Here is a 19,611-nt window from a genome sequence, read left to right as displayed (position 1 = left end):
CGTGTTGGAGATGCAACAAATGGATCGGCGCGACTTTACAAAGGCCCTATTGGCCATGTCCGCCAGCGCTGGCATGTCAGGTGCAGCGGTCGCGGAGCAGGAGCCAAGCGGCGGCGTCCCTTCGCTTGCCGTGCGCGTCAACGACAAGATCAGGCTGGGTGGCCAACGCAACTTCGACAGAGGACCGGTGACCTCGCGGCAGAACATGCAGTGGCACCAGCGGTGGGGCATTCGCTATCTCGATGTCTCGCTGGAGACGAGAAACGCCGCTCCGGACGTCTTTGGAAGCGATACGCCCGACGAGGGTGCGCTTGCTCGCGCTCAGGCGCTCGGCACGGGCATGGGAGGCGCGCGGCTTCAGCCCACCACGCGCTGGAGCCTCGAAGGCATGATGCGCATCGCCGACACGCTGCAGAAAAACGATCTCATCTGGGAGAGCATCCGGATGGATTCGGCGTACATCGCGATGGCGCCGGGGCCGGAACGCGACCGTTATCTGGATCTGATTTGCGAAAACGTCCAAACCGCCGGCCGCGCCGGGGTCAAGATCATCAGCTATCATTGGAATTTGACCCCGATCCGGCGCAATCGCAAAGTTCAGGGCCGTGGTGGGTCGGAATACGACGCGTTCAAGCTAGAAGACAATTGGCGCGACCTCCCGCCGACCCCTGCAGGCCGTGTCTCAGCGGACGACTATTGGGAGCGCCTGCATGTTTGGGCGTCCCGCGTCATCCCCGTGGCCGCGGAGAGCGGGGTCAAAATGGCTTGCCACCCCTACGATCCGGGCGGCCTGCCTCTCGGCTATCTCGGTGTCGACAGCTTCGATGCCGGCGATTATGCGAACGCGCTGCTCAAATACGAGAAGCTGTACGATTCACCTCATAATGGCTTTCAATACGATACCGGGGTCTCACGGGAATCGATGCCTGAAGGGGTTGATCAGCTTGCGCTGTTATACGGTTTGATCAAGAGAAAGAAGATTCATCAGATCCACTTCCGCAATGTCCGCGCCAGCCAGAACGACTTCGTCGAGGTCTATCATGACGAGGGCGATGTGGACTTGTTCAACATCATTCGCCTGCTTCGCGACAGCGGCGGCTCACTGCTGGCCGATCATAGTCCGCGTCATCAGGATGATCCCTCTTACGTGATAGGCTTTGCGTTCGCAAACGGCTACATTCTCGGCCTCCTGCGCGCTGCCCATGAAGAGGCGCTCAAGTCCATCGCACGATAGCCCGTTATGGAACCAGATCGGATGAAGAAAATGAACAGGCTGCTAAAGCTCAATCCCAACAGGTTCACAATGAAGTCGGTGCTCGCAATCTCGATCCTTTCGGCCTTGGCATTATCCGAGGCCTTCGCGCAGAACACCGCGCTGCCGACTGGCCCCCAATGGGGCGATCAAAACCTATCGGCTTTTTATCGTTGGACCGATCCGCTGCCCACAAGGCCGGGCGTGATGCTGCGTGAAGAGCCAATGAAGGCCCAGCCGGAGATCACGAAAGCGGCTCTCGCCGAACGCATTCTCTACAGTTCGACGGATGTACGTTGGCACGCCGGGATCGTACCGGTGAGCGGGACACTGTATCTGCCGGTTGGAGAACCGCCGGCCGGAGGCTGGCCCCTCGTGGCCTGGGCTCATGGCACGCTGGGCGTTGCGGACGTGTGCGCGCCGTCCTGGGCCGGGCACAAGCCGCGCGATGCAACCTACATCCAAAAATGGCTAGAGAATGGGTTTGCGGTCGTTGCCACCGATTACCAGGGTCTCGGCGGTCCCGGCCCGCATCCTTACCTGATCTGGGAAGCTGAAGGGCATTCCGTGCTCGATGCCGTCCGGGCAGCGCGCGCCGCCCATGGCGACAAGCTCGCTCCCAAGGTCTTCATCAGTGGTCAGTCGCAAGGCTCAGGCGCAGCTTTGGGCGCAACAACGGTCGCACCGAACTATGCGCCAGATGTACCCTTGCTCGCCACAGTCGCCACAGGGGTCGTGTCGACCTTTCCCGACGGCCCTTACCGGCCTGCGGAGGCATTCAAGGTTGGCTCGCCGATTTACCTCACCCTCATGATGCTCGGCGGTTCGCTTCCCGATGAGGCACCCCCCGTAGACAACCTCGTGACTGACAAGGGAAGGCTCGTCTTACGCGCAGCACGAGAAGGCTGCACCGGCGAGATGCGCGCGATCGCGCAGAAAGATACTGTCACCGCCGACAACGCCTATGTCCAACCGATCGCGAACATCGAAGCGAGCCTTGCGTCTCCGACCGACATGAAGCCCGTGCGGCTGCCGGTGCCCGTTCTGCTTGGCACGGGTCTGGCCGATTCAGTACTGCCGCCCCGTCGCCAATATGCAGCCGTGGCGGCCTTATGCTCGGCCGGAAACGAGGTCGTTTGGAACACCTATCCTGGTGCCACTCACAACGGGGGCCTGATTGCCGCTTTCCCGGACGCATTGGCGTTCTTCAAACAGACACTTGAAGGCAAAAAGACGCCAAGCAACTGCGCGCGCATTACCGAGCCGGGGCTTCCGACGACACCGGCGCCTGGTATACCCTTCAATGACTGACTAGCGGTTCTTTGCATCTTAGCGCATCGGTTTGCACGAACCGATGCGATCCAAGCCAGGCAGTCCTTTCTGAGAAGCTCTGGGCTGCCGGTTTGACCTGCGCCTTCGGCTAAATTGAGCCCCTTCCAAGTGCGCCAGGGGAGGCTTTCGTTGGGTTAGTCTCGTCGAGCGCGATCCTTTCGATTTCTAGCGCTCGCGCCCGTGACGACCGGCGGCTTATTTCTTGTTTCTTATCGGTCGGCATATGCCGCGACCGTCTCTCCGCTCTTGAGGTAGAAAGCCATGTCAGGAACTTTAGCCATCGTCGCGCGCTTTGTCGCGAAGGCGGGTTGTGAGGAGGAATTGAGGGCTACACTACTAGAGGCTGCGGCAATCGCCCTGGCGGAGGAGCCTGGCTGTCGTCGCTTCGAAATCCTGCAGGCGGTTAATCCTGATGGCGTGGTGCTGCCGGATACTTTCATGTCCAATGAACTCTTCGACGACTACGAGGCCGTCGAGGCGCACCGTAACTCCAGGCACGCTCCCGTCCGCAAGGCTCGGATCCGTGCTCTTGTGTCGAGCCAGACCCGGATCGAGATGGGCGCTGTGATTGATGAAGTCTGATGACGCTCCCCCGAGATCGAGCATCCAAAATGAGCCGCTTTGCAACGAGGCAAGCACAGGGTGCTTATGGCTAGGACAATGTGATGGAACATAGGGGTGTCGGCCGTTCAGGGCTGAGGATCCCAGCCCTGGCCTTTGGGACAGCGACTTTCGGCGGTGGGAACGAGTTCTTTCGCAAGTGGGGCACGACCGATCTATCGGAGGCCCGACGGCTCGTCGACATATGCCTCGATGCGGGGCTGAATCTCTTTGACACCGCCGACGTCTACTCGATGGGCGCGGCGGAAGAAATCCTCGGAAAGGCTCTGGGCTCACGCCGATCGCAGGCCCTGATCGCCACCAAGCTCGGCTACCGCTCGCATAGCGGGCCGAACGGAATGGGGGCGAGCCGGCAGCACATCATAATGGCGTGCGAGGCCTCGCTGAAGCGACTTGGCTGCGATCACCTCGACCTGCTGCAACTCCACGGCTATGACGAAAATACACCGATCGAGGAAACACTGCGCGCCTTCGAGGAACTGATCAAGGCCGGGAAGGTCCGCTATATTGGGGCGTCTAACTTCTCCGGATGGCAGCTGGCCAAGATGGCCACCACCGCTGACTGGCTTGGCTTGCCGCGCCCCATCTCGCATCAGGTCCACTATTCCTTGCTGTGCAGGGACTATGAACACGAATTGATGCCCGCGGGTTTCGATCAGGGCATAGGCGCCATCATATGGAGCCCGCTATCCGGCGGCAAGCTTAGCGGCAAGATCAGCCGTGACCGGCCGCCGCAGGCCGACAGCCGAGCGGCGAAATTCGGAGGCCTGACCGAGCGCGACGCCAAGCTCTTTGACATCGTGGATGCGCTCAACGATATCGCGCAGGAGCGCGGGACAAGCGCGTCTCAAGTTGCGATCAATTGGCTACTCGCCCGGCCAACCGTCTCAAGTGTCGTCATTGGCGCCCGCACGGCCGAACAGCTCGTTGAAAACATCGCAGCCCTCGACTGGCAACTTTCCATCAAGGAGGTGGAGCGCTTGAACCAAGTGAGCGCCTCGCCAGCACCCTATCCCTATTCACATCAGTCTATGTTCCCTGAATTACTTCGTCCGCTCAGCGGAATCTCTCGGTAATGCATGCAACTGGCAGGCTAGGGTCTCGCAATGTTTGGCACTTTCGAACAATGCTCGCCTGAACGGTCCATCCCTGCCGGGGCGCGGCGCTTGCAAAGGGAGACCAAATGTCCGACGCCATCCGCAGCTTTGACCATCCGCGGCTATCAACTCATGGAAATCACAACAGAGCCCTTCAGCTCGTCTCCGGGTTCCAGAATCACAGTTCCAGTGTCAGCACAACCGCGAGCGAACAGGTTGAACCCGTCCGCAACGTGGCTGACGGGCTCTGCGCATAGATGTGCGGCATCAGCGGGCCGATGCAGCACAAAATGCGAAAATGCAGGATCCCCTCGCATTTCAATCCGATCACCATTCGAGCGGTGAATAACGCAGAGCCCGCGCCATCCACTGCGATAAAGCGTCACCTCACCGGGCGGCAATGAATCTGCTGTGGGCCCGGCAGAATGGGCATCCGGCAGCGCGGCGAGATAGTCCGTCGTCACGGCCCAGTCGATCGGTGCGTCAAACTCTATGTTGTCATCGACTTGGTGCTCGAAATAGGGATGCAGGCCGATTCCACCCGGCATCGGCGTCTGCGCCTCGTTTCGAAGATTGAGACAAAATATGGCACGCGAGGGTTCAAGTTCGACCTTAAGAGTTGCGCTGAACGCCCAAGGCCAGTCGGCGCCTCCCTTGTGCGAGTATCGCATCGTCACCTGCGATGGCGTCAGCGAGATCGTCTCCCAAGGCATCCTGTGCGCATGCCCGTGCAACGTATGCGGCAGCGCGTCGGGATGGGCCGCAAGCTCGTACCGCTTACCCTGGAAGAGAAGAACCCCATCCCTCACGCGGTTGCTATAGGGGACGAGGGGATAGATACCACCCTTGGGCCAGCGCAGTAACTGAGCGGGCTCTACCCCGGCCGGGAACGGACGCAAGACCCGTCGCGGCAAGCCGCTACCCTTGCTGCTGCACAGCTCGAGAGAGGTCACGCGTCCGCCAGCGGACGCCGAGAAGCCAAGTCGAGCCGCACCGGCCGTCAAAAGCTGGTTGGTGATCATAGAACGCCATTCAAACCATTTGAGATGGACCGTTTGAGCGCCCGTTCACTGCCGCAGCTTAATGCTCAGCTGATTCGGCGACGAACGCCGCCAGCTCGGGCGTCGCAGGCATCCGCAGGATGTCCGACGATCCCATTTCGTGCACCTTGCCATCGCGCATATAAATGACGCGGTCCGCCACCTTGCGGGCAAAGGCCATTTCATGGGTCACCAGGATCATGGTCATGCCGTCGGCCGCGAGCTGCTCCATGACACGCAACACTTCTCCCGTAAGCTGCGGGTCGAGCGCTGAAGTCACTTCATCGAACAGCATCAACTTAGGCTCCATGGCAAGGCTGCGGGCAATGGCTACGCGCTGCTGTTGCCCGCCGGAAAGCTGTTCCGGATAGCAGTCCATCTTCTCCCGCAGCCCCACTTTGGCGATCACAGTATCCGCAATTTCGCGGGCCTGCCGCTGCTTCATGCCTTTTACCATGCGCGGGGCCAACATGATATTTTCGGCCACGGTCAGGTGCGGGAAGAGGTTATAGCTTTGAAAAACGATTCCGACATCGCGTCTCAAAGACTTCAAGTCGATGTCGTCATCATGGAGCTCGTGGCCGCAGATCAGCATCGAGCCGCCTTGGATGGTCTCCAGGCGATCCATGCAACGTAGCGCCGTGCTCTTGCCCGATCCGCTCTGGCCGATGATAGCGGCGACTTCGCCCCTGTTCACCTCAAAGGTGACACCTTTAAGGACTTCCAGCTCGCCAAAGCTCTTGCGCACGTCCTTTAATTCAACGATTGGCGACATTGAGTTTCCTTTCGAGGGCTCTGCTTTGAACCGACAGCGGATAGCAGATCGCAAAGTACATCAGGGCAGCGATGCCGAAGTAGAGAAACGGCTCAAATGTTGCGTTGTTGATGATCTTTGCGTTGTAGGAGAGCTCGGCGTATCCGACCACAAGTGAGGCGATCGATGTGTTCTTGACGATCTGGACCAAGAAGCCGACTGTCGGTGGAATGGCAATGCGCAGAGCTTGCGGCAGGATGACAGCCCTCATGCGCTGCCAGCGCGTCAGGCCGAGGCACTCTGCGGCTTCCCATTGCGGCTTCGCCACCGCCTGAATGCAGCCGCGCCAGATCTCGCCCAGATAGGCGCTGCTGTAAAGTGTGAGCGCGAAGGTCGCTGCCGTCAGCGGAGATAAGGAGTCGTAGCCCAAAATGCTCGGCCCGTAAAAGCACAGACCCATGAGGACGAGCAACGGAAGTCCCTGCATGATCTCGATATAGGCCGCCGCCCCGCGCGAAATCGCCCAATTCCGCGAGATGCGTGCCAGAGCGACGATGAAGCCGGCGATGCCGCCAAACAGGAAAGTTAACAGGCTCAATACGACCGTCGCCCATAGCCCCTGGAGCAACGAGAGAATGTAGGCGCTATTCATCTGCTATCTCCATGCTCACAGCGGGGTTCCGAGCTTGCGGCGGCGAGGAAACATCGCAAGCCCGAGGAGAGCAAAACCCCCACGTACCAGTATGGCGAGACCTAGATAGATGCCGCCGAGCACGACGAAGATTTCGAAATTGCGATAAGTCTCGCTCTGGATACGGTTAGAGATCCCGAATAGCTCCTCAACGCCAACCGAGGACACGATGCTCGAGGCCAGCATCAACAGAACATACTGGCTCGACAGCGCCGGATAGACGCGCTCCAGCGCTGGCCGAATAATCACATGCAGATAGGTTTGGGTGCGCGACAGTCCAAGGCAGGTCGCCGCCTCAAGCTGGCCGCGATGGATCGATTCAATGCCCGCACGCACGATCTCAGTCGTATAAGCTCCGATATTGACCGTCAGCGCGATGGTCGCACCAACCAGGATGGGCAACCGAATTCCCATGCTCGCAATGCCAAAGATTAGGAAGTAGCACTGCACGAGCAGCGGCGTATTGCGGATGAACTCCACATACAAGGAGACGATCCAACGGGCCCAGGTTGGCCCGCCGGTCCGGACCACGGCGCAGGCACCACCTAAAAGGATGCCGAACACCGTGCAGAATAAAGTGAGCCGTAGCGTCGTCCAGATACCCTCCAACAGGAGCGGCCAATAAGCCAGCACGGCTGCGAAGTCGAAATTGTAAGTCATAGGACTTTGCTCGTTTCAAGGGCCGTAGGCCATGTCATTGAGACGCGGCGATGACTTCCTGGGGCAGGTCGGCGCCCTGAAACTTCTTGAAGATCGCTTGGAGTTTTCCGTTGGCGATGTTCTTCTTCACCCAGCTGTCGACCCATTCCTTCAGATCCGTATCCTCCTTACGCATGCCAACACCCATAGGCGCGGTCCGAAGCGGCAGCTTCAGCTCAAGCTCTTTGGCCGGGTTCTTCTTATTGATCAGGTCGACAAGGGTCGGCACCTGCGCGACCAAGTCAAGCTGGTTGGACACGACCGCCGTCATGGTCGTTGCTTCATCCTCAAAGCGCACGATTTCCGCATCTCGCGGGGCCGCCGCAGTCACATCCGCATCGTTCGTCGTGCCGCGCGTGACGGCAATGCGCTTTCCCGACAAATCAGCGAACGTCTTGATCTGCATGCTCTTCGGTGCTGCCACATAGGACGTCGCTCCAGAATATGGCAGCGAGAACGCGATCAGCTTCTTGCGCTCATCAGTGATCGACAAGGCCGAAAGGACTGCGTCTGCGCGATGCGACATCAGGAAAGGAATGCGATTGGCGCTGTTCGTCCCCACGATCTCCATCTTCACGCCGAGATCGGCAGCCAAGAGCTTAGCTGTTTCGACTTCCGAGCCAGTGGGATTGAGGTCTTCGTCCTTGAATGCCCAGGGAGGGACACTGAGATCGACGGCGATGCGAATGATACCCGCGGACTTGATCTTCTCAAGCGTCCCGGCTGTCGCTGTTTGCCCCAAGAGGGCCAGCGAGACAACAGCAGCTGTCAAAACTCTAGCAAGAGTCTTCATTTTCAATCCTCCCGATGGCAATTGACTGTTCGAATTAGAGCTACGCCCAGATTTTCGGCTAGAAGAGGTCGATTCGGACTCGGTATTCGGAGCGCATCCGCTTCCGCCCCGGCGTTATTCTCGTCGCGGCGGTGCCAGGCAGAGCGACCACTCAGGGAGCAGGCGGCGATCGATTCCTTTGGCCCGACCGCCTCGATGGCGTTCGCAAGTGTCTCCTCCAGAGTGCCAAGTATTGTTGTTATGATTGCGCGAAACGTTAGCGAGCGCGGCTTTCAACGTGAAGCCCGTCTTTCATTGTCCGCGAGAGATCGTCTCACTTCGTGAGACTGTCGCCGTTAGTGAGCGGTCTGATGCTCAATGACCAGAGGTCATGAAGGAGAACAGAAGCGCGATCTGTCCATCCAGCATGTGCGTGCCGTCTCGCGTGGCGCAGCCAATCTTGGCTGCCTCCGACAGGAGCCTTGTCGGGACCGGATCGGTGATAACGTCGGCAACGATCATGTGCGGCGCAAGTTGAGCGGGATCGACTGGTAGCGGGTCGCCGTCCCGCAAGCCTGCCGACGTCGCATTGACGACAATATCGCAATCGCGAGGAACGGCAGTATCGATGGAGACCTTGCCTGGATATGCCTTACTAAGCCTGTCAAACAGGCTGTTCTGGTTTGACGCGTCGAGGTCGTGGAAGGTCAACCGGCGGGCGCCTTCTTCGAGCATGGAGACGCCGATCGAGGAGCCTGCACCGCCCGCGCCGACCATGAACACGTTTTTGCCGGCGATGGCATGGCCCGCCTTCTTCAATCCGGCAGTCAGACCGGCACCGTCGAAATTGTCGCCGAGCCAGCGGCCGTCCTGTTCTCGTCGCATGGCGTTGATCGCCCCGAGGACCTTGGCGCGATCAGACAGGCGGTCGCAATGCGCGATCGCCCCGAATTTGTGTGGCAGCGTGATAAGAATACTGTCGATGTTGAGCATTGCTTTGAGGGCCGCCAGAGCCGTGTCAAGATTGCCTCTCTCGACCTGCAGCGGCACCAGCACACCGTCATATCCGGCATCCTCCATTCGCTTGGTCAGCCAGCCCGGTGCCAGCACCTGCGAAATAGGCGAGCCTATTAGCGCATGAACGCGTGTCTTTCCGGTCAGTGAGGTCATGAACAGGCCCGGGCGCTTCAGGACAATTTGGGCGGAGGCGAGGGCGGCGCCATGGCATAGCCCCTGGCCTCATAGTCGAAGTCATGCAGCTTGTTGACTGTCTCGGCCTTGTTGACGGGAGAGGCATAGTAGGCCCGGATCTCGGCAATCCGTGTGACGTCGTCGTTGAAGACGTACCATTCATCGCCGCGCAGCACCTCACCAAGGGCCGTCTTCCAATGGGTCCATTCGATCACCGCTTCGTGGCCGTCCGAGCTGGCCAGAACCTTCTCAATGGTCCAGCGCGATCCCATCGTTTTGACACACCAGACCCAGCCGTCGGCTATTGCCTGAGCGCCGCGCCAGGGCGCACCAGGCAGGCCGGGTGGGAAATAGTGGACAGCATTGCTCGTGAAGCAGTCCAGCAGCGCCTGGTGATCGGCATCGTTGCAGGCTTGAAAGTATCGGCGGATCAAGGCCTCCGCCTGCGCGGCTTTCGTGAGCGCACCCATCGCTTTACTCCGCCGCTCGCCGGGCTCGCCATTCCGCGTATTCCTTCAGCGTTGCCTCGTTCGGCGGGTAGGTGCCCCAAAGAGGCGCGCCAGCATCGATCTTGGTGAATAGAAATCTCTCGCGCAGCTCCTGCTCATGAGACTCCTCCGCCACCTCCTCGGCGATGGCACGTGGGATGACGACGACGCCATCGCTGTCCCCGACGATGATGTCGCCGGGGTAAACGGCAACATCGGCGCAGCCGATTGGCAATTGCATGTCAACCGCGCGATGATAGGCAGGGCGCGTCGAGGCCGTGTTGGCCCTGCAGTAAGCGGGAAACGCCATTTTTGAGATTTCTGTCCCGTCGCGGAATGCGCCGTCGGTAATGGCTGCCGCAACGCCCTTGCGCATCATGCGCGTCATCAACATGTTGCCGGCCGATGCGGCACGCGGGTCGTTGCGGCTGTCGATCATCAGGACTTGGCCTGCACCAATCGCCTCCACGGCCTCCCACTGCATATTGTCCTCACCCCGCTTGCGGAGATCAGAAAGATCCCAGTCCTTGTCTTCCCGCGAGGGAATGAAGCGCAAGGTGAAAGCCTCCCCGGCAAACGCACCAGCGCTCGGATTGAGCGGCGTGATCCCAACCAGGAATTGCTGACGATAGTTGCGCTTGAAGAGCTGCGTGGTCAGCGTCGCTGTCGAGCAGGCCTTCAGCTTTTCGAGGGTTTGGGAAGCAATCGGAGCCATGCGTATCTACCTCCAAGAACGGAATCTAAACCAGCGCAAGCAGTGCAATGCTTGCCTTCAGGCATCACCATAGCGGCAGCAGTGCTCGGCGGAAGGCCTATCAAGCTCGCAGCGAGTGCGCCGTCTCACATGTTGAGATCAGGTGCGGGGAGCGTAGCGCTTGAGGACATCGAGATCTGGTTCAAAGCCGATGCCGATGCGATCAGATGCGCTGACAACCCCCTTCACCGGCTTCGGTGTGCTCGCGAGCCACACTTCAGGGTCGACGAACAGGAACTCGATCAGCGTCTTCTCCTGCATCAAAGGCAGCATCGCCAGGGTCGCAAGATATCCCGGCCCGAAGTAAGGCGTATGTGGCATGACGCTCTTACCGTGTCGCTCGCATGCGGCCAAGATCTTGACGAATTCGGAGATCCCGCCGACTTTTGTCATACTCGGCTGTGGATAGGTAACAGCGTTGATGATCCGCATGAAATCAAAGGCCGTGCTGGCGTTCTCACCGCTGCCAACGGGGATTGCGGCCTTCTCAATCTCCTCCATACTCTTGTAGTCGTCGGGCGGGAATACCGGCTCCTCCACCCACAAGGTGTTGCAGGCGCGGAACGTTTCTCGCAAAGCGATCGTCTCCTGCATGGACCAGGCGCAATTGGCGTCAACCATCAGCGCGACACCGGGCCCGATGACCTCGCGCGCGTGCCTGATTACATCCGGGGCGATCTCGTGAAGCTTGATGTGCCGGTAGCCGCGCTCGAGCGCCCGCTTGCATTGCTCAGCGACGAGGTCCTTGTCGCCATACCTGACGAGGCTCGCATAGGCCGGCCGGTGCGTCGGCGCATTCGCCCGGAAAAGCCGCCATAGCGGCACGCCCTGCCGTTTCGCCTTCAAGTCCCACAGCGCGATGTCGACCCCTGACAGCGCGAACATGGTTATGCCGTAGCGTCCAAAGAGATGAAGTTTCTTTTGCACCTCCAGGTTCCAGGCAGCGATATCGTCGATGGCTGCCTCGGTCACAAACGGCGCGATCATGTGATCGACGGCCGCGCGCACCGCCTCCAAGCAGAAATAGGCAAAGGCATCGCCCCAGCCGACATGCCCATCCTCATCTTCGATACGAATCAGCACCATGTCGAGGCGATGCCAGCGGGACGGCGTGCCGCCCGTGCCCGGGCCGCCATCGGCGAACGGAATGCGCACCGGAAAGGTTTGCAGTGAGATGATCTTGGGTACGGTGTTGCTTTGGGGCATAATGCGAGTGGCCTGGGTCAAAGCCTTGCGACTGGATCGGCGAGGCCGCGCTCGCCGACATCGATCGACAGGAGGTGTCCCGAAAGAGGAGCATTGGCGAGGCTTTCGCGCGACAGGCCGGTGCGGGCACTGGTCACGAAGAGCTCGGACAGGGAGGCTCCTCCAAACGCGATACCGGTTGGTCTTGGCACGGGGAGGGCGACGGTTCGCTCAATCTCTCCGCTCTCATTAAGCTTCACGACGCTCCAGCCGTCCGACAATCCAACCCATGGGTTAAATTGCTCGTCGACGGCGAGGGCGCAAGGAGCGCCCGCGACCTTCGGAATATCGGCGAATTTTCGCTTTCGCGCCGCCTTTCGCTCAAGCAGATAGACGCATTGACGCGATGGCTCCGTCGCGAACAGGCCGGCATCACCGCAAAAGGCGATGTCGCTCACCTGGCCTTGCACTTCGAACACCGGTTCCATCCCCGATTGCCGTCGCCACGGTCCAACCAGGCTTATGTTGGCCTCGGCGCTGTAGGCTGCTGCCCAGATCTCACCAGCCTCCGAGACGCGCAGCACTTTGAAGGAAATACCCGGCTTTCCTTCAATGCGCTCCTGGCCGCCCGATAAATTGTCGATCACGATGTCATGGCCAACTGAATAGGCGACGCCGCCCTCGACAAGGCACAGCGAGTTGATGCCCTCAGAGAGCGCCTGCAGCGAGACGGTGAAGGGATGCCCGCCGTCGGCGCGGATAGCAGGCGCCAACAGGTCGGCCCAAACCAAGTTCTGCGCGCGCGCATCCCAGCGCGGCGCCGCGCCCACAAAGGCTGTGCTCTTCGTCCAGACCTTGTAATTTCCCGGATCATGCCGAGCGCTCTTGATGGCAGGTGCGAGCAGGCTCGAAATCCGTCTTGCGACATCAACGAGCTCTTGCCCTAATCGTTCGGCGCGCTCGGCGGTGATGCGAAAAGTCGGGCCGGCCACGCTGATGGCCGCAAGCGGTTTGCCGGCGGGATCGAGAATAGCCGTTCCGACGCAGCGGGTGCCGAGAACTATCTCTTCGTCATCGATCGCATAGCCGCGCGCACGGACGATGGCCAGATGTGCCTTCAACTGCTCGCCGTCACAAATCGTCTTCTCGGTAAACTTGGCAAGCCCGTCGCGGACCACCAAGTCGAGTTGCGCGTCGGAGAGATGAGCGAGGATCGCCTTGCCCTGGCTTGTGCAATGCATCGGTTTAAGCGCGCCGAGCCTCGCATTGGATCGCTCGGAATGTGCGCTCTCGAAGCGGCCGAGCGAGAGCACGTGGTGACCGTCTTGAACCGCGAGATAGGCGGTCTCACCGGTCAAATCGCGTAAGCGCCTCAACTCTACGGACGCAATTGACGCAAGGTCAGACGACGACCAAGCATTCTGTGCAAGATCGAGAAAGTTGAAACCAAGCGTGTAGGCCTGGGTGCGCGGATCTGCCCGGATCAGTCCACGCGAGATCAGCGCCGCAAGGATGCGATACAGGGTCGCCCTGGGGATGCCCGTCTGGTCCGCAAGACGCGCCTGGTCGAGGACGCCGGGTGATCTGCCGATCAGCTCGAGAATATCGCAGGCCTTTCCCAGAAGCGCCGTCCCGGCGACATTCTTAGGATGGATCAGCTCCGGCGACCACTCGACTTCGTGTTCAGACATGGCCCAATTTTAGGTTCACGAGACGAGACCATCCAGCCTGTCGCAGGCTTGGTGCGCCTCATCCAGCCGGGTTGCCCACATGGTGAGACCCGGAGGGGCAGATTCCGAGCCAGTGAAGCGAGGGGTTATGTGCTTGGTTTCAAAAAGGCATTTGTCTTGTGGGAACGTCGCATTGATATAACTCCTTGTGCAAAATCTTGACACTTGCAAGGTTTTGTATCATGCGGGTTTCCATGAGGAAGCAACCACAACGCCAGAGGGATAGGGCGATCTCGCTTCTTCAGAAGCGGGGCATGATGCGCCTTTCTGAATTTCTCCAGGAAGGGATCACGGCCGCAACCATTTCCCGAATGGAACAGAAGGGCACGCTCAATCAGCTCAGCCGCGGCCTTTACCAGCTACCCGATGCACTGCTCGACAGTAACCACTCGCTCGCAGTTGCTGCGAAACTCATTCGAAACGGCGTCATCTGTTACGAGTCTGCGCTCGCCTTCCATGAGCTGACAGACCGCATCCCGCCCTATGTATGGATGGCGATCGGTCCGCGCGACTGGCGGCCCAAGATTGCGCGGCCTCGCATTCAAATTACGCGCTTTGGTCCCAAGGAGTTTGACAAGGGGATCAAGCATTACACCATCGAAGGGATCTCGGTACCGATCTACACACCGGCCAAAACTATCGTCGATCTCTTCAAGAGCGGCCAACGTCAAAAAGCCTTCTACAACGTCCCCACAGGCCTTGCGCACGCCACGCAAGCGATGAAAGACGCGATCAGACTGCGCAAAGCGACACCCTCCGAAATCGCAAAATACGCCGCCGAAGCCGGCATATGGGACAAAATCGTTCAGCCGCGCCTTGAGACGCTGACCTTGAATGCGTAGGCCGCTGACGAATGTCGGAGCATCCATCCGTGGCCGCCTGCTCAATCTTGCAAACAGCGTAACGAGCCTTTCGATCTCTTGCTCACACAGTATGCGTTCGAACGGCTGCTCTACAGGCGAAATCTGCGGATCCCTGCTGTTGATTCCGACGTAGACCGAGTTAGCTAAGGAAAGCGCCTTGGTTTAGTTAGGGTTTGCCCGATGGTGGGCCGGGCATTTTATGATCGCGCGAAAGCGATGAGGGGCCCGAAATCATGGTTGTCGGCAGCCTGAAGCGCTGCAATGTAGGCCCTGCGTGCGGTGCCGGCTGTCTGCAAGCCGGCGGCGCCCCATGTAAAGCGCCGGCCCCCAAGCTGCACGATCAACAAGTCAGCAGCCAATCGTGACCAGCGACCGTTGCCGTTTGGGAACGGATGTACGGATACGAGGCGGTGATGGAAGCGAACCGCAAGTTCGTCCGGTGGATAGGTGTTGTTCTCAATCCAATACCTTGCGTCGTCGAGCACCTGATGCAGCGAAATTTCGATCAGATGTGGCGCGACACCAAGATTGCGCTCCGTCGTTCGAAATTTTCCAGCCCAGCGCCAGACGCGTTCGAACATGCGCCGATGCAAACTCTTGAGAAAACTTTCCCGCGTCGGAACCTTGCGGCGGCCAAACGCCCAGCGGTTTGCCGTCGCGATGTTCTGCTGCTCCAGTTCGTTCAACTCGCTACGTAAGGTAATGTGCGTTGGGATAAGATCTTCGCGCTCCTGAGGGGTCAGCGGTGTCGCGTGATCGTCGGCGGCATGCAGATCAGTCTCAGTCATTCGTCGTCCCAGAGGCGCGCGGGGCGTTTCAACAAATCCTCGATCGCTTGTTCCCGAAGCGCGCGGGCAGCCTGATTGTCCTCCACCGCTTGGTCCTCGAGCCGCATCGTTTGCTCGATAGCTCGTGATTGCCGCTCGGCGACCTCAGCAGCTCGCTTGGTTACAACTTCTGCGAGGGGGCGGTCGGGTACAAGCACATAGACCAGCCTGCAGCCGAGGGCCTCGGCCGCGCGTTGAAGCGTATTGAGGGTTACGCTGCCGCCTTGCTCGGATTTTTCGAGTTCCACGATGCGTGGCTGCGAAACCCCCAGCCTCTTGGCATATTGGGCGGTGGTCATGCCGAGGGCGTCGCGGATCGCGCGAATCCAGCCCTTGGGAGGGCGCTGGGAGTGCGAGAGCGCTCGGAGCGCGGCAAAGCGGCTGTCGAGATGCCGGATAGCGTCTTTCATCCGATAAGATATACCATATAACGAGCTGATAAATCTATAAGGAATACCATATTAATATTTCCCGCGGTAATAAGCTTTTTCTTATAATACACAAGGTTGACAATAAGATAAATCTTATCGAAGTGACGCAGGGCCTTCACTACGACCTTTCGTCAACCATTTAACATCATTGCAGAAGTAAGCGACGAGCCACCCCAGGGCGGCGGTGGCGGACCGAATCCGGGTCCGCGTTCTGGTTAGTGGCCTCTAGGGCTGCAGCTGCAAGGGCCGGCGGACACCGCTGCCCTCGTCCCGAAAGGCAAGCTCGCGCAGGCGCGGTAAAACAGGATTGCGATTGTCACTTCTCCAGATGGCGTGCAATTCAGCAAAGATAGAGCGCCCAAAGCGGATAGGCCGAAACACGACATTGTCGAAGCAGGCATTGCGGGTCTCTCCGGGAACAATCGCAAGACCCAACCCCGTGCTGACCAGCGCGAGGATGGCTTGTGCCTGGCTCATCGACTGCACGACATTCGGCCGGATGCCGGCGGCTCCAAACGCCATGGTCAGCAGCGAGTTCATGTAGGGGCCAGCGCTCGAATACATGATGAAGGGTTGCCCATCGAGCTGCTCAAGCTCGGGCCGGCGCCGCCCCGCGAGCGGGTGATCGAGTGGCAGGGCGAGCGCCAGCTCCTCGCGGAACACGCATGCGCTTCTGACCGTCTCGGCCGTCTGCAATGGGCGCACCAAGCCGAAATCGATTTGCCCTGATTTGAGAGCTTCGAGCTGCTCGCGCGAGGTCAGCTCGACAAAGCTTGCTTCGATGTGCGGTAGTTCGCTGCGCAAGCACGAGGCAAGCCAAGGCAAATACCCGTAAGTTGTAGCACCCACGAAGCCGATCGTCAGGGCACCACCAGCCAATAAGGCTGCTTGTCGCGCAGCCTTCACCGCATTCTCCCGTTGCTGAAGCAGCCCTCGCGCTTCAGAGAGAAACGCCCTTCCAGCGACGGTCAGCTCAACCGACCGGCTCGTTCGCTCAAGCAGCGTCACATCGAGCTGTTGCTCGAGCATCTGGATGTGCCGGCTGAGTGGCGGCTGAGTCATGTTGAGGCGCTTGGCCGCTCGCCCGAAATGAAGCTCGTCGGCAACCGCAACAAAGGCACGAATTTGTGCAAATTCGATCATTGATAACTTTAAGGTATTAGCTCGATCCAAAATTGAGTTTAGACGTGAATTGATCCTGCGTCTAGGTTGGGCTCCGTGATCGGCGAGAGATCGATCCGGGAAAACCTCGACGGGAGGATCGTATGTCAGGGAGCAGAGTGGCGCGCTTCCAATTTCGTTTCGTGATCTTGGCACTCATCACGATGTTGCTGGCACTAAGCAGCGGCGATCGAGCGACGCTCTCGATCGCGGGCCCCAATATGTCCAAGGCTCTTGGCATCAGCCCGGTCGAACTCGGCTGGATGTTTTCCGCTTTCGCATGGGCCTACGTGCTGGCTCAGGTGCCCGCTGGCTGGATCACGGACAAGCTCGGCGCAAAGCTCAGCATCCTGGTCGGATTGATCCTCTGGTCGGTCGTCACGTTCCTGATGAGCGGCGTGGCCTGGCTCGCCTATCCGTTTCTGGCCATGCTCGCCTTGCGCTTCCTGCTTGGCGTGTTCGAATCTCCAGTCGGGCCGGCTGCTGGGCGCATCATCGCTGCCTGGTTTCCATCGAGCGAGCGCGGCATTGCCGGCGCGATCTTCAACAGCGCGCAATATGTCTCCCTCGTGATCTTCACGCCTTTGATGGGCTATCTAGATCATCGCTTCGGCTGGGAGCACATCTTCACTGTGATGGGCGTCCTAGGGCTCGCATTCTCCGCCCTCTGGTTCGTCACGTACTATCCGCCTGCTCAACATCCAAAAGTCGCGCCAGCTGAACTCGATCACATTCGCTCTGGTGGCGGCCTTGTCGACCTCGGCGCAGCTCCTGTGCGCTCCGCCGAGCGCGGTCCAAAATGGTCGGATCTGGCCGAAGTCTTCCGCAGCCGCATGCTCGTCGGCATCTTCCTCGCGCAGTACGGCATTACATCCATCACCTGGTTCTTCGTCTCCTGGTTTCCGAGCTATCTCGTCAAGGCCCGCGGCTTTTCGGTACTCGACGCAAGTTTAGTGGCGACCATCCCGGCCATCGCCGGCTTCGTTGGCGGCGTCATGACCGGCTTCTTCTCAGATTGGCTTCTTCGCAGGACCGGATCGCTAAGCACCGCGAGGAAGACGCCGATTACGATTGGTCTGTTGATGACGATGCTGATCATCGGCTGCAATTACACAGACTCCACCACGTTGATCCTAGTCCTGATGAGCGCCGCCTTTTTCGGCAAGGGCTTTGGATCGCTAGGTTGGACCGTAGTGGCCGATACCGCGCCAAAAGAAGTCATCGGGCTGACCGGCGGCGTCTTCAACGCGATCGGTAATACTGCCGGCATCACGACCCCGGTTGCGATCGGCTACATCCTTGCAGCGACCGGATCCTTCAATGGCGCGCTGCTCTATGTCGGCCTCCATGGCCTACTCGCCATTATCAGCTACTGGGTCATCGTGGGCCCGATTCAACGTGCCGTCATTCAGGAAAGGCCCGAGCTTCCTCGCGCTGCGCCAATACCAGCCGAATAGACGCCGGGCCGCAGAAGAGTATTCAACGACGAAAGAGGACGAACAGATGAACTTTATGCAAAACACGACACGCATCATTGCCAATCCGCTAGCTGCGGGACTTGCGCCCGGCGAAGCCACCACCGATCGAATCGCATGGGTCAAGCTATCGCTGGTTTTCCTTCCACTTGCCGCACCGATCAGCGACGCGAAGGTGCTTACCGGCCGCCAAAAGCCGCTCACGGAGATCGCGTTCCTGTTCGCGGAGATCGAAACCGAGCAGGGCCATAGTGGCATCGGCTATAGCTATTCGAAGCGCGCGGGAGGGCCCGGGCAGTTCGCTCATGCCAAGGAAATTGCCGGTGAACTTATAGGTGAGGATCCCAATGACATCGCGCGCATCTGGGACAAGCTGGTCTGGGCCGGCGCTTCCGTCGGGCGTAGTGGACTGTCAACCCAGGCAATTGCCGCCTTTGACATTGCGTTGTGGGATCTCAAGGCCAAGCGAGCGAAGCTGCCGCTGGCCAAATTGCTCGGCGCCCACCGAGATTCGGTTCGCTGCTACAACACATCCGGCGGCTATCTCTCCATGCCCATCGAGGAGGTCAAGGAGCGCGTCTCGATGGCGCTCGAAAAGGGCATCGGCGCCATCAAGCTCAAAGTCGGCCAGCCCGACCCGATGGTTGATCTCGCCCGCATCGAGGCAGTGCGCAAACATATTGGCGACGTACCGCTGGCGATCGATGCCAATCAGCAATGGGACCGCACGACTGCACTGAGGTTTGGTCGCATTGCCGAGCAGTTCAGCCTGACCTGGATCGAAGAGCCGCTGGATGCTTACGATTACGAAGGGCATGCCGCGCTCGCCAAGGAGCTTGCAACCCCGATCGCCACGGGTGAGATGCTAACAAGCGTCGATGAACATTACGAGCTGATCCGGCACAATTCGGTCGACTTCATTCAGCCAGACGCCCCCCGCGTCGGGGGCATCACCCCCTTCCTGAAGATCCTCGCGCTTGCCGACCATAAGAAGCTGCAGCTCGCTCCCCATTACTGCATGGAGATCCACCTTCATCTGACGGCGGCTTACGGCCGCGAGCCCTGGGTCGAGCACTTCGAGTGGTCGGAAGCCATGTTCAACGAGAAACTCCATGTCGTGAATGGACGCATGATCGTGCCAAACCGACCGGGCCTCGGCTTCAGCCTCTCGGATCAGGCTCGGGCATGGACTCGCGCCACTCACGAAGCCGGAAAGCGGCCCTAATAAACAGAAGGCTGGTCCGGCCC

Annotated in this window: 20 protein-coding genes; 7 read left to right on the top strand and 13 right to left on the bottom strand. The window is 59.5% G+C overall.

Features of this window, described 5'->3' with window-relative positions:
• Window positions 1-19 precede the first annotated feature (19 nt).
• From ACWAT4_RS42210 to ACWAT4_RS42195, 4 genes are all read left to right on the top strand, one after another.
• Complete coding sequence (locus tag ACWAT4_RS42210) at window positions 20-1,234, top strand: mannonate dehydratase (protein WP_164933591.1); 1,215 nt, start codon at window positions 20-22, stop codon at window positions 1,232-1,234.
• Window positions 1,235-1,255: 21 nt separating this feature from the next.
• Window positions 1,256-2,563, top strand: a complete 1,308-nt coding sequence (locus ACWAT4_RS42205; protein ID WP_232995552.1) for a lipase family protein — start codon at window positions 1,256-1,258, stop codon at window positions 2,561-2,563.
• A 282-nt stretch (window positions 2,564-2,845) separates the two neighbouring features.
• On the top strand, window positions 2,846-3,166 hold the full coding sequence (locus tag ACWAT4_RS42200) for a putative quinol monooxygenase (RefSeq protein WP_128930039.1): 321 nt from the start codon (window positions 2,846-2,848) through the stop codon (window positions 3,164-3,166).
• Window positions 3,167-3,249: 83 nt separating this feature from the next.
• The gene (locus ACWAT4_RS42195) at window positions 3,250-4,281 is read left to right on the top strand and encodes an aldo/keto reductase (RefSeq protein ID WP_128930040.1); all 1,032 of its coding nucleotides are present in this window, start codon (window positions 3,250-3,252) and stop codon (window positions 4,279-4,281) included.
• Window positions 4,282-4,427: 146 nt separating this feature from the next.
• Here the strand turns inward: ACWAT4_RS42195 and ACWAT4_RS42190 are convergent, their stop codons facing one another.
• The 10 genes from ACWAT4_RS42190 to ACWAT4_RS42145 form a co-directional block, all read right to left on the bottom strand.
• A complete protein-coding gene (locus ACWAT4_RS42190) occupies window positions 4,428-5,324 on the bottom strand; it encodes an aldose epimerase family protein (protein ID WP_128930041.1) in 897 nt (298 codons plus the stop codon).
• A 58-nt stretch (window positions 5,325-5,382) separates the two neighbouring features.
• Window positions 5,383-6,117, bottom strand: a complete 735-nt coding sequence (locus ACWAT4_RS42185) for an amino acid ABC transporter ATP-binding protein (RefSeq protein ID WP_128930042.1) — start codon at window positions 6,115-6,117, stop codon at window positions 5,383-5,385.
• Window positions 6,101-6,748 carry an amino acid ABC transporter permease gene (locus ACWAT4_RS42180; protein ID WP_128930043.1) on the bottom strand — a complete coding sequence of 216 codons (648 nt, stop codon included), beginning with the start codon at window positions 6,746-6,748 and terminating at the stop codon, window positions 6,101-6,103. The genes ACWAT4_RS42185 and ACWAT4_RS42180 overlap by 17 nt, the downstream gene beginning before the upstream one ends.
• 15 nt (window positions 6,749-6,763) lie before the next feature.
• Complete coding sequence (locus ACWAT4_RS42175) at window positions 6,764-7,447, bottom strand: amino acid ABC transporter permease (RefSeq protein WP_128930044.1); 684 nt, start codon at window positions 7,445-7,447, stop codon at window positions 6,764-6,766.
• Between the two features lie 34 nt (window positions 7,448-7,481).
• On the bottom strand, window positions 7,482-8,279 hold the full coding sequence (locus ACWAT4_RS42170) for a transporter substrate-binding domain-containing protein (protein ID WP_128930045.1): 798 nt from the start codon (window positions 8,277-8,279) through the stop codon (window positions 7,482-7,484).
• Window positions 8,280-8,633: 354 nt separating this feature from the next.
• The gene (locus ACWAT4_RS42165; RefSeq protein ID WP_128930046.1) at window positions 8,634-9,428 is read right to left on the bottom strand and encodes a shikimate dehydrogenase family protein; all 795 of its coding nucleotides are present in this window, start codon (window positions 9,426-9,428) and stop codon (window positions 8,634-8,636) included.
• A gap of 17 nt (window positions 9,429-9,445) precedes the next feature.
• On the bottom strand, window positions 9,446-9,919 hold the full coding sequence (locus ACWAT4_RS42160) for a nuclear transport factor 2 family protein (RefSeq protein ID WP_128930047.1): 474 nt from the start codon (window positions 9,917-9,919) through the stop codon (window positions 9,446-9,448).
• A 4-nt stretch (window positions 9,920-9,923) separates the two neighbouring features.
• On the bottom strand, window positions 9,924-10,652 hold the full coding sequence (locus ACWAT4_RS42155) for a ribonuclease activity regulator RraA (protein WP_128930048.1): 729 nt from the start codon (window positions 10,650-10,652) through the stop codon (window positions 9,924-9,926).
• A gap of 138 nt (window positions 10,653-10,790) precedes the next feature.
• The gene (locus ACWAT4_RS42150; RefSeq protein WP_128955142.1) at window positions 10,791-11,897 is read right to left on the bottom strand and encodes a mandelate racemase/muconate lactonizing enzyme family protein; all 1,107 of its coding nucleotides are present in this window, start codon (window positions 11,895-11,897) and stop codon (window positions 10,791-10,793) included.
• Window positions 11,898-11,914: 17 nt separating this feature from the next.
• Window positions 11,915-13,567 (bottom strand): IclR family transcriptional regulator domain-containing protein, encoded by a 1,653-nt coding sequence (locus ACWAT4_RS42145; RefSeq protein WP_128930050.1) that lies wholly within the window; start codon window positions 13,565-13,567, stop codon window positions 11,915-11,917.
• Window positions 13,568-13,788: 221 nt separating this feature from the next.
• Between ACWAT4_RS42145 and ACWAT4_RS42140 the strand changes: the two genes are divergently transcribed.
• Entirely contained in the window at window positions 13,789-14,448 is a 660-nt protein-coding gene (locus ACWAT4_RS42140) for a type IV toxin-antitoxin system AbiEi family antitoxin domain-containing protein (RefSeq protein ID WP_313753859.1), read from the top strand.
• A gap of 218 nt (window positions 14,449-14,666) precedes the next feature.
• Here ACWAT4_RS42140 and ACWAT4_RS42135 read toward each other — a convergent pair whose 3' ends face one another.
• The 3 genes from ACWAT4_RS42135 to ACWAT4_RS42125 all read right to left on the bottom strand — a co-directional run bounded on the left by ACWAT4_RS42135 (window position 14,667) and on the right by ACWAT4_RS42125 (window position 16,870).
• Complete coding sequence (locus ACWAT4_RS42135; protein WP_128930051.1) at window positions 14,667-15,257, bottom strand: mobile mystery protein B; 591 nt, start codon at window positions 15,255-15,257, stop codon at window positions 14,667-14,669.
• Window positions 15,254-15,706 carry a mobile mystery protein A gene (locus ACWAT4_RS42130; RefSeq protein WP_128955143.1) on the bottom strand — a complete coding sequence of 151 codons (453 nt, stop codon included), beginning with the start codon at window positions 15,704-15,706 and terminating at the stop codon, window positions 15,254-15,256. Before ACWAT4_RS42130 ends, ACWAT4_RS42135 begins: the two co-directional genes overlap by 4 nt.
• Before the next feature lie 246 nt (window positions 15,707-15,952).
• Window positions 15,953-16,870, bottom strand: a complete 918-nt coding sequence (locus ACWAT4_RS42125) for a LysR family transcriptional regulator (RefSeq protein WP_128930053.1) — start codon at window positions 16,868-16,870, stop codon at window positions 15,953-15,955.
• A gap of 122 nt (window positions 16,871-16,992) precedes the next feature.
• Here ACWAT4_RS42125 and ACWAT4_RS42120 point away from each other — a divergent pair, with 122 nt between their 5' ends.
• The gene (locus ACWAT4_RS42120; RefSeq protein WP_128930054.1) at window positions 16,993-18,345 is read left to right on the top strand and encodes an MFS transporter; all 1,353 of its coding nucleotides are present in this window, start codon (window positions 16,993-16,995) and stop codon (window positions 18,343-18,345) included.
• A gap of 55 nt (window positions 18,346-18,400) precedes the next feature.
• On the top strand, window positions 18,401-19,588 hold the full coding sequence (locus tag ACWAT4_RS42115; RefSeq protein ID WP_128930202.1) for an L-talarate/galactarate dehydratase: 1,188 nt from the start codon (window positions 18,401-18,403) through the stop codon (window positions 19,586-19,588).
• Window positions 19,589-19,611: the final 23 nt, after the last annotated feature.

This window comes from Bradyrhizobium sp. T-1, from assembly GCF_053592855.1.
The sequence above is the reverse complement of the archived record's forward strand: the minus strand, read 5'-3'. Positions and strand labels throughout refer to the sequence as shown.

What these genes read in the sequence shown, in the direction of transcription:
- ACWAT4_RS42160 (WP_128930047.1), bottom strand. Translation starts at nt 9,919, where the DNA reads ATGGGTGCGCTCACGAAAGCCGCGCAGGCGGAGGCCTTGATCCGCCGA.
- ACWAT4_RS42120 (WP_128930054.1), top strand. Translation starts at nt 16,993, where the DNA reads ATGTCAGGGAGCAGAGTGGCGCGCTTCCAATTTCGTTTCGTGATCTTG.
- ACWAT4_RS42180 (WP_128930043.1), bottom strand. Translation starts at nt 6,748, where the DNA reads ATGAATAGCGCCTACATTCTCTCGTTGCTCCAGGGGCTATGGGCGACG.
- ACWAT4_RS42195 (WP_128930040.1), top strand. Translation starts at nt 3,250, where the DNA reads ATGGAACATAGGGGTGTCGGCCGTTCAGGGCTGAGGATCCCAGCCCTG.
- ACWAT4_RS42140 (WP_313753859.1), top strand. Translation starts at nt 13,789, where the DNA reads ATGCGGGTTTCCATGAGGAAGCAACCACAACGCCAGAGGGATAGGGCG.
- ACWAT4_RS42135 (WP_128930051.1), bottom strand. Translation starts at nt 15,257, where the DNA reads ATGACTGAGACTGATCTGCATGCCGCCGACGATCACGCGACACCGCTG.
- ACWAT4_RS42145 (WP_128930050.1), bottom strand. Translation starts at nt 13,567, where the DNA reads ATGTCTGAACACGAAGTCGAGTGGTCGCCGGAGCTGATCCATCCTAAG.
- ACWAT4_RS42185 (WP_128930042.1), bottom strand. Translation starts at nt 6,117, where the DNA reads ATGTCGCCAATCGTTGAATTAAAGGACGTGCGCAAGAGCTTTGGCGAG.
- ACWAT4_RS42130 (WP_128955143.1), bottom strand. Translation starts at nt 15,706, where the DNA reads ATGAAAGACGCTATCCGGCATCTCGACAGCCGCTTTGCCGCGCTCCGA.
- ACWAT4_RS42150 (WP_128955142.1), bottom strand. Translation starts at nt 11,897, where the DNA reads ATGCCCCAAAGCAACACCGTACCCAAGATCATCTCACTGCAAACCTTT.
- ACWAT4_RS42210 (WP_164933591.1), top strand. Translation starts at nt 20, where the DNA reads ATGGATCGGCGCGACTTTACAAAGGCCCTATTGGCCATGTCCGCCAGC.
- ACWAT4_RS42205 (WP_232995552.1), top strand. Translation starts at nt 1,256, where the DNA reads ATGAAGAAAATGAACAGGCTGCTAAAGCTCAATCCCAACAGGTTCACA.
- ACWAT4_RS42125 (WP_128930053.1), bottom strand. Translation starts at nt 16,870, where the DNA reads ATGATCGAATTTGCACAAATTCGTGCCTTTGTTGCGGTTGCCGACGAG.
- ACWAT4_RS42200 (WP_128930039.1), top strand. Translation starts at nt 2,846, where the DNA reads ATGTCAGGAACTTTAGCCATCGTCGCGCGCTTTGTCGCGAAGGCGGGT.
- ACWAT4_RS42155 (WP_128930048.1), bottom strand. Translation starts at nt 10,652, where the DNA reads ATGGCTCCGATTGCTTCCCAAACCCTCGAAAAGCTGAAGGCCTGCTCG.
- ACWAT4_RS42165 (WP_128930046.1), bottom strand. Translation starts at nt 9,428, where the DNA reads ATGACCTCACTGACCGGAAAGACACGCGTTCATGCGCTAATAGGCTCG.
- ACWAT4_RS42170 (WP_128930045.1), bottom strand. Translation starts at nt 8,279, where the DNA reads ATGAAGACTCTTGCTAGAGTTTTGACAGCTGCTGTTGTCTCGCTGGCC.
- ACWAT4_RS42190 (WP_128930041.1), bottom strand. Translation starts at nt 5,324, where the DNA reads ATGATCACCAACCAGCTTTTGACGGCCGGTGCGGCTCGACTTGGCTTC.
- ACWAT4_RS42175 (WP_128930044.1), bottom strand. Translation starts at nt 7,447, where the DNA reads ATGACTTACAATTTCGACTTCGCAGCCGTGCTGGCTTATTGGCCGCTC.
- ACWAT4_RS42115 (WP_128930202.1), top strand. Translation starts at nt 18,401, where the DNA reads ATGCAAAACACGACACGCATCATTGCCAATCCGCTAGCTGCGGGACTT.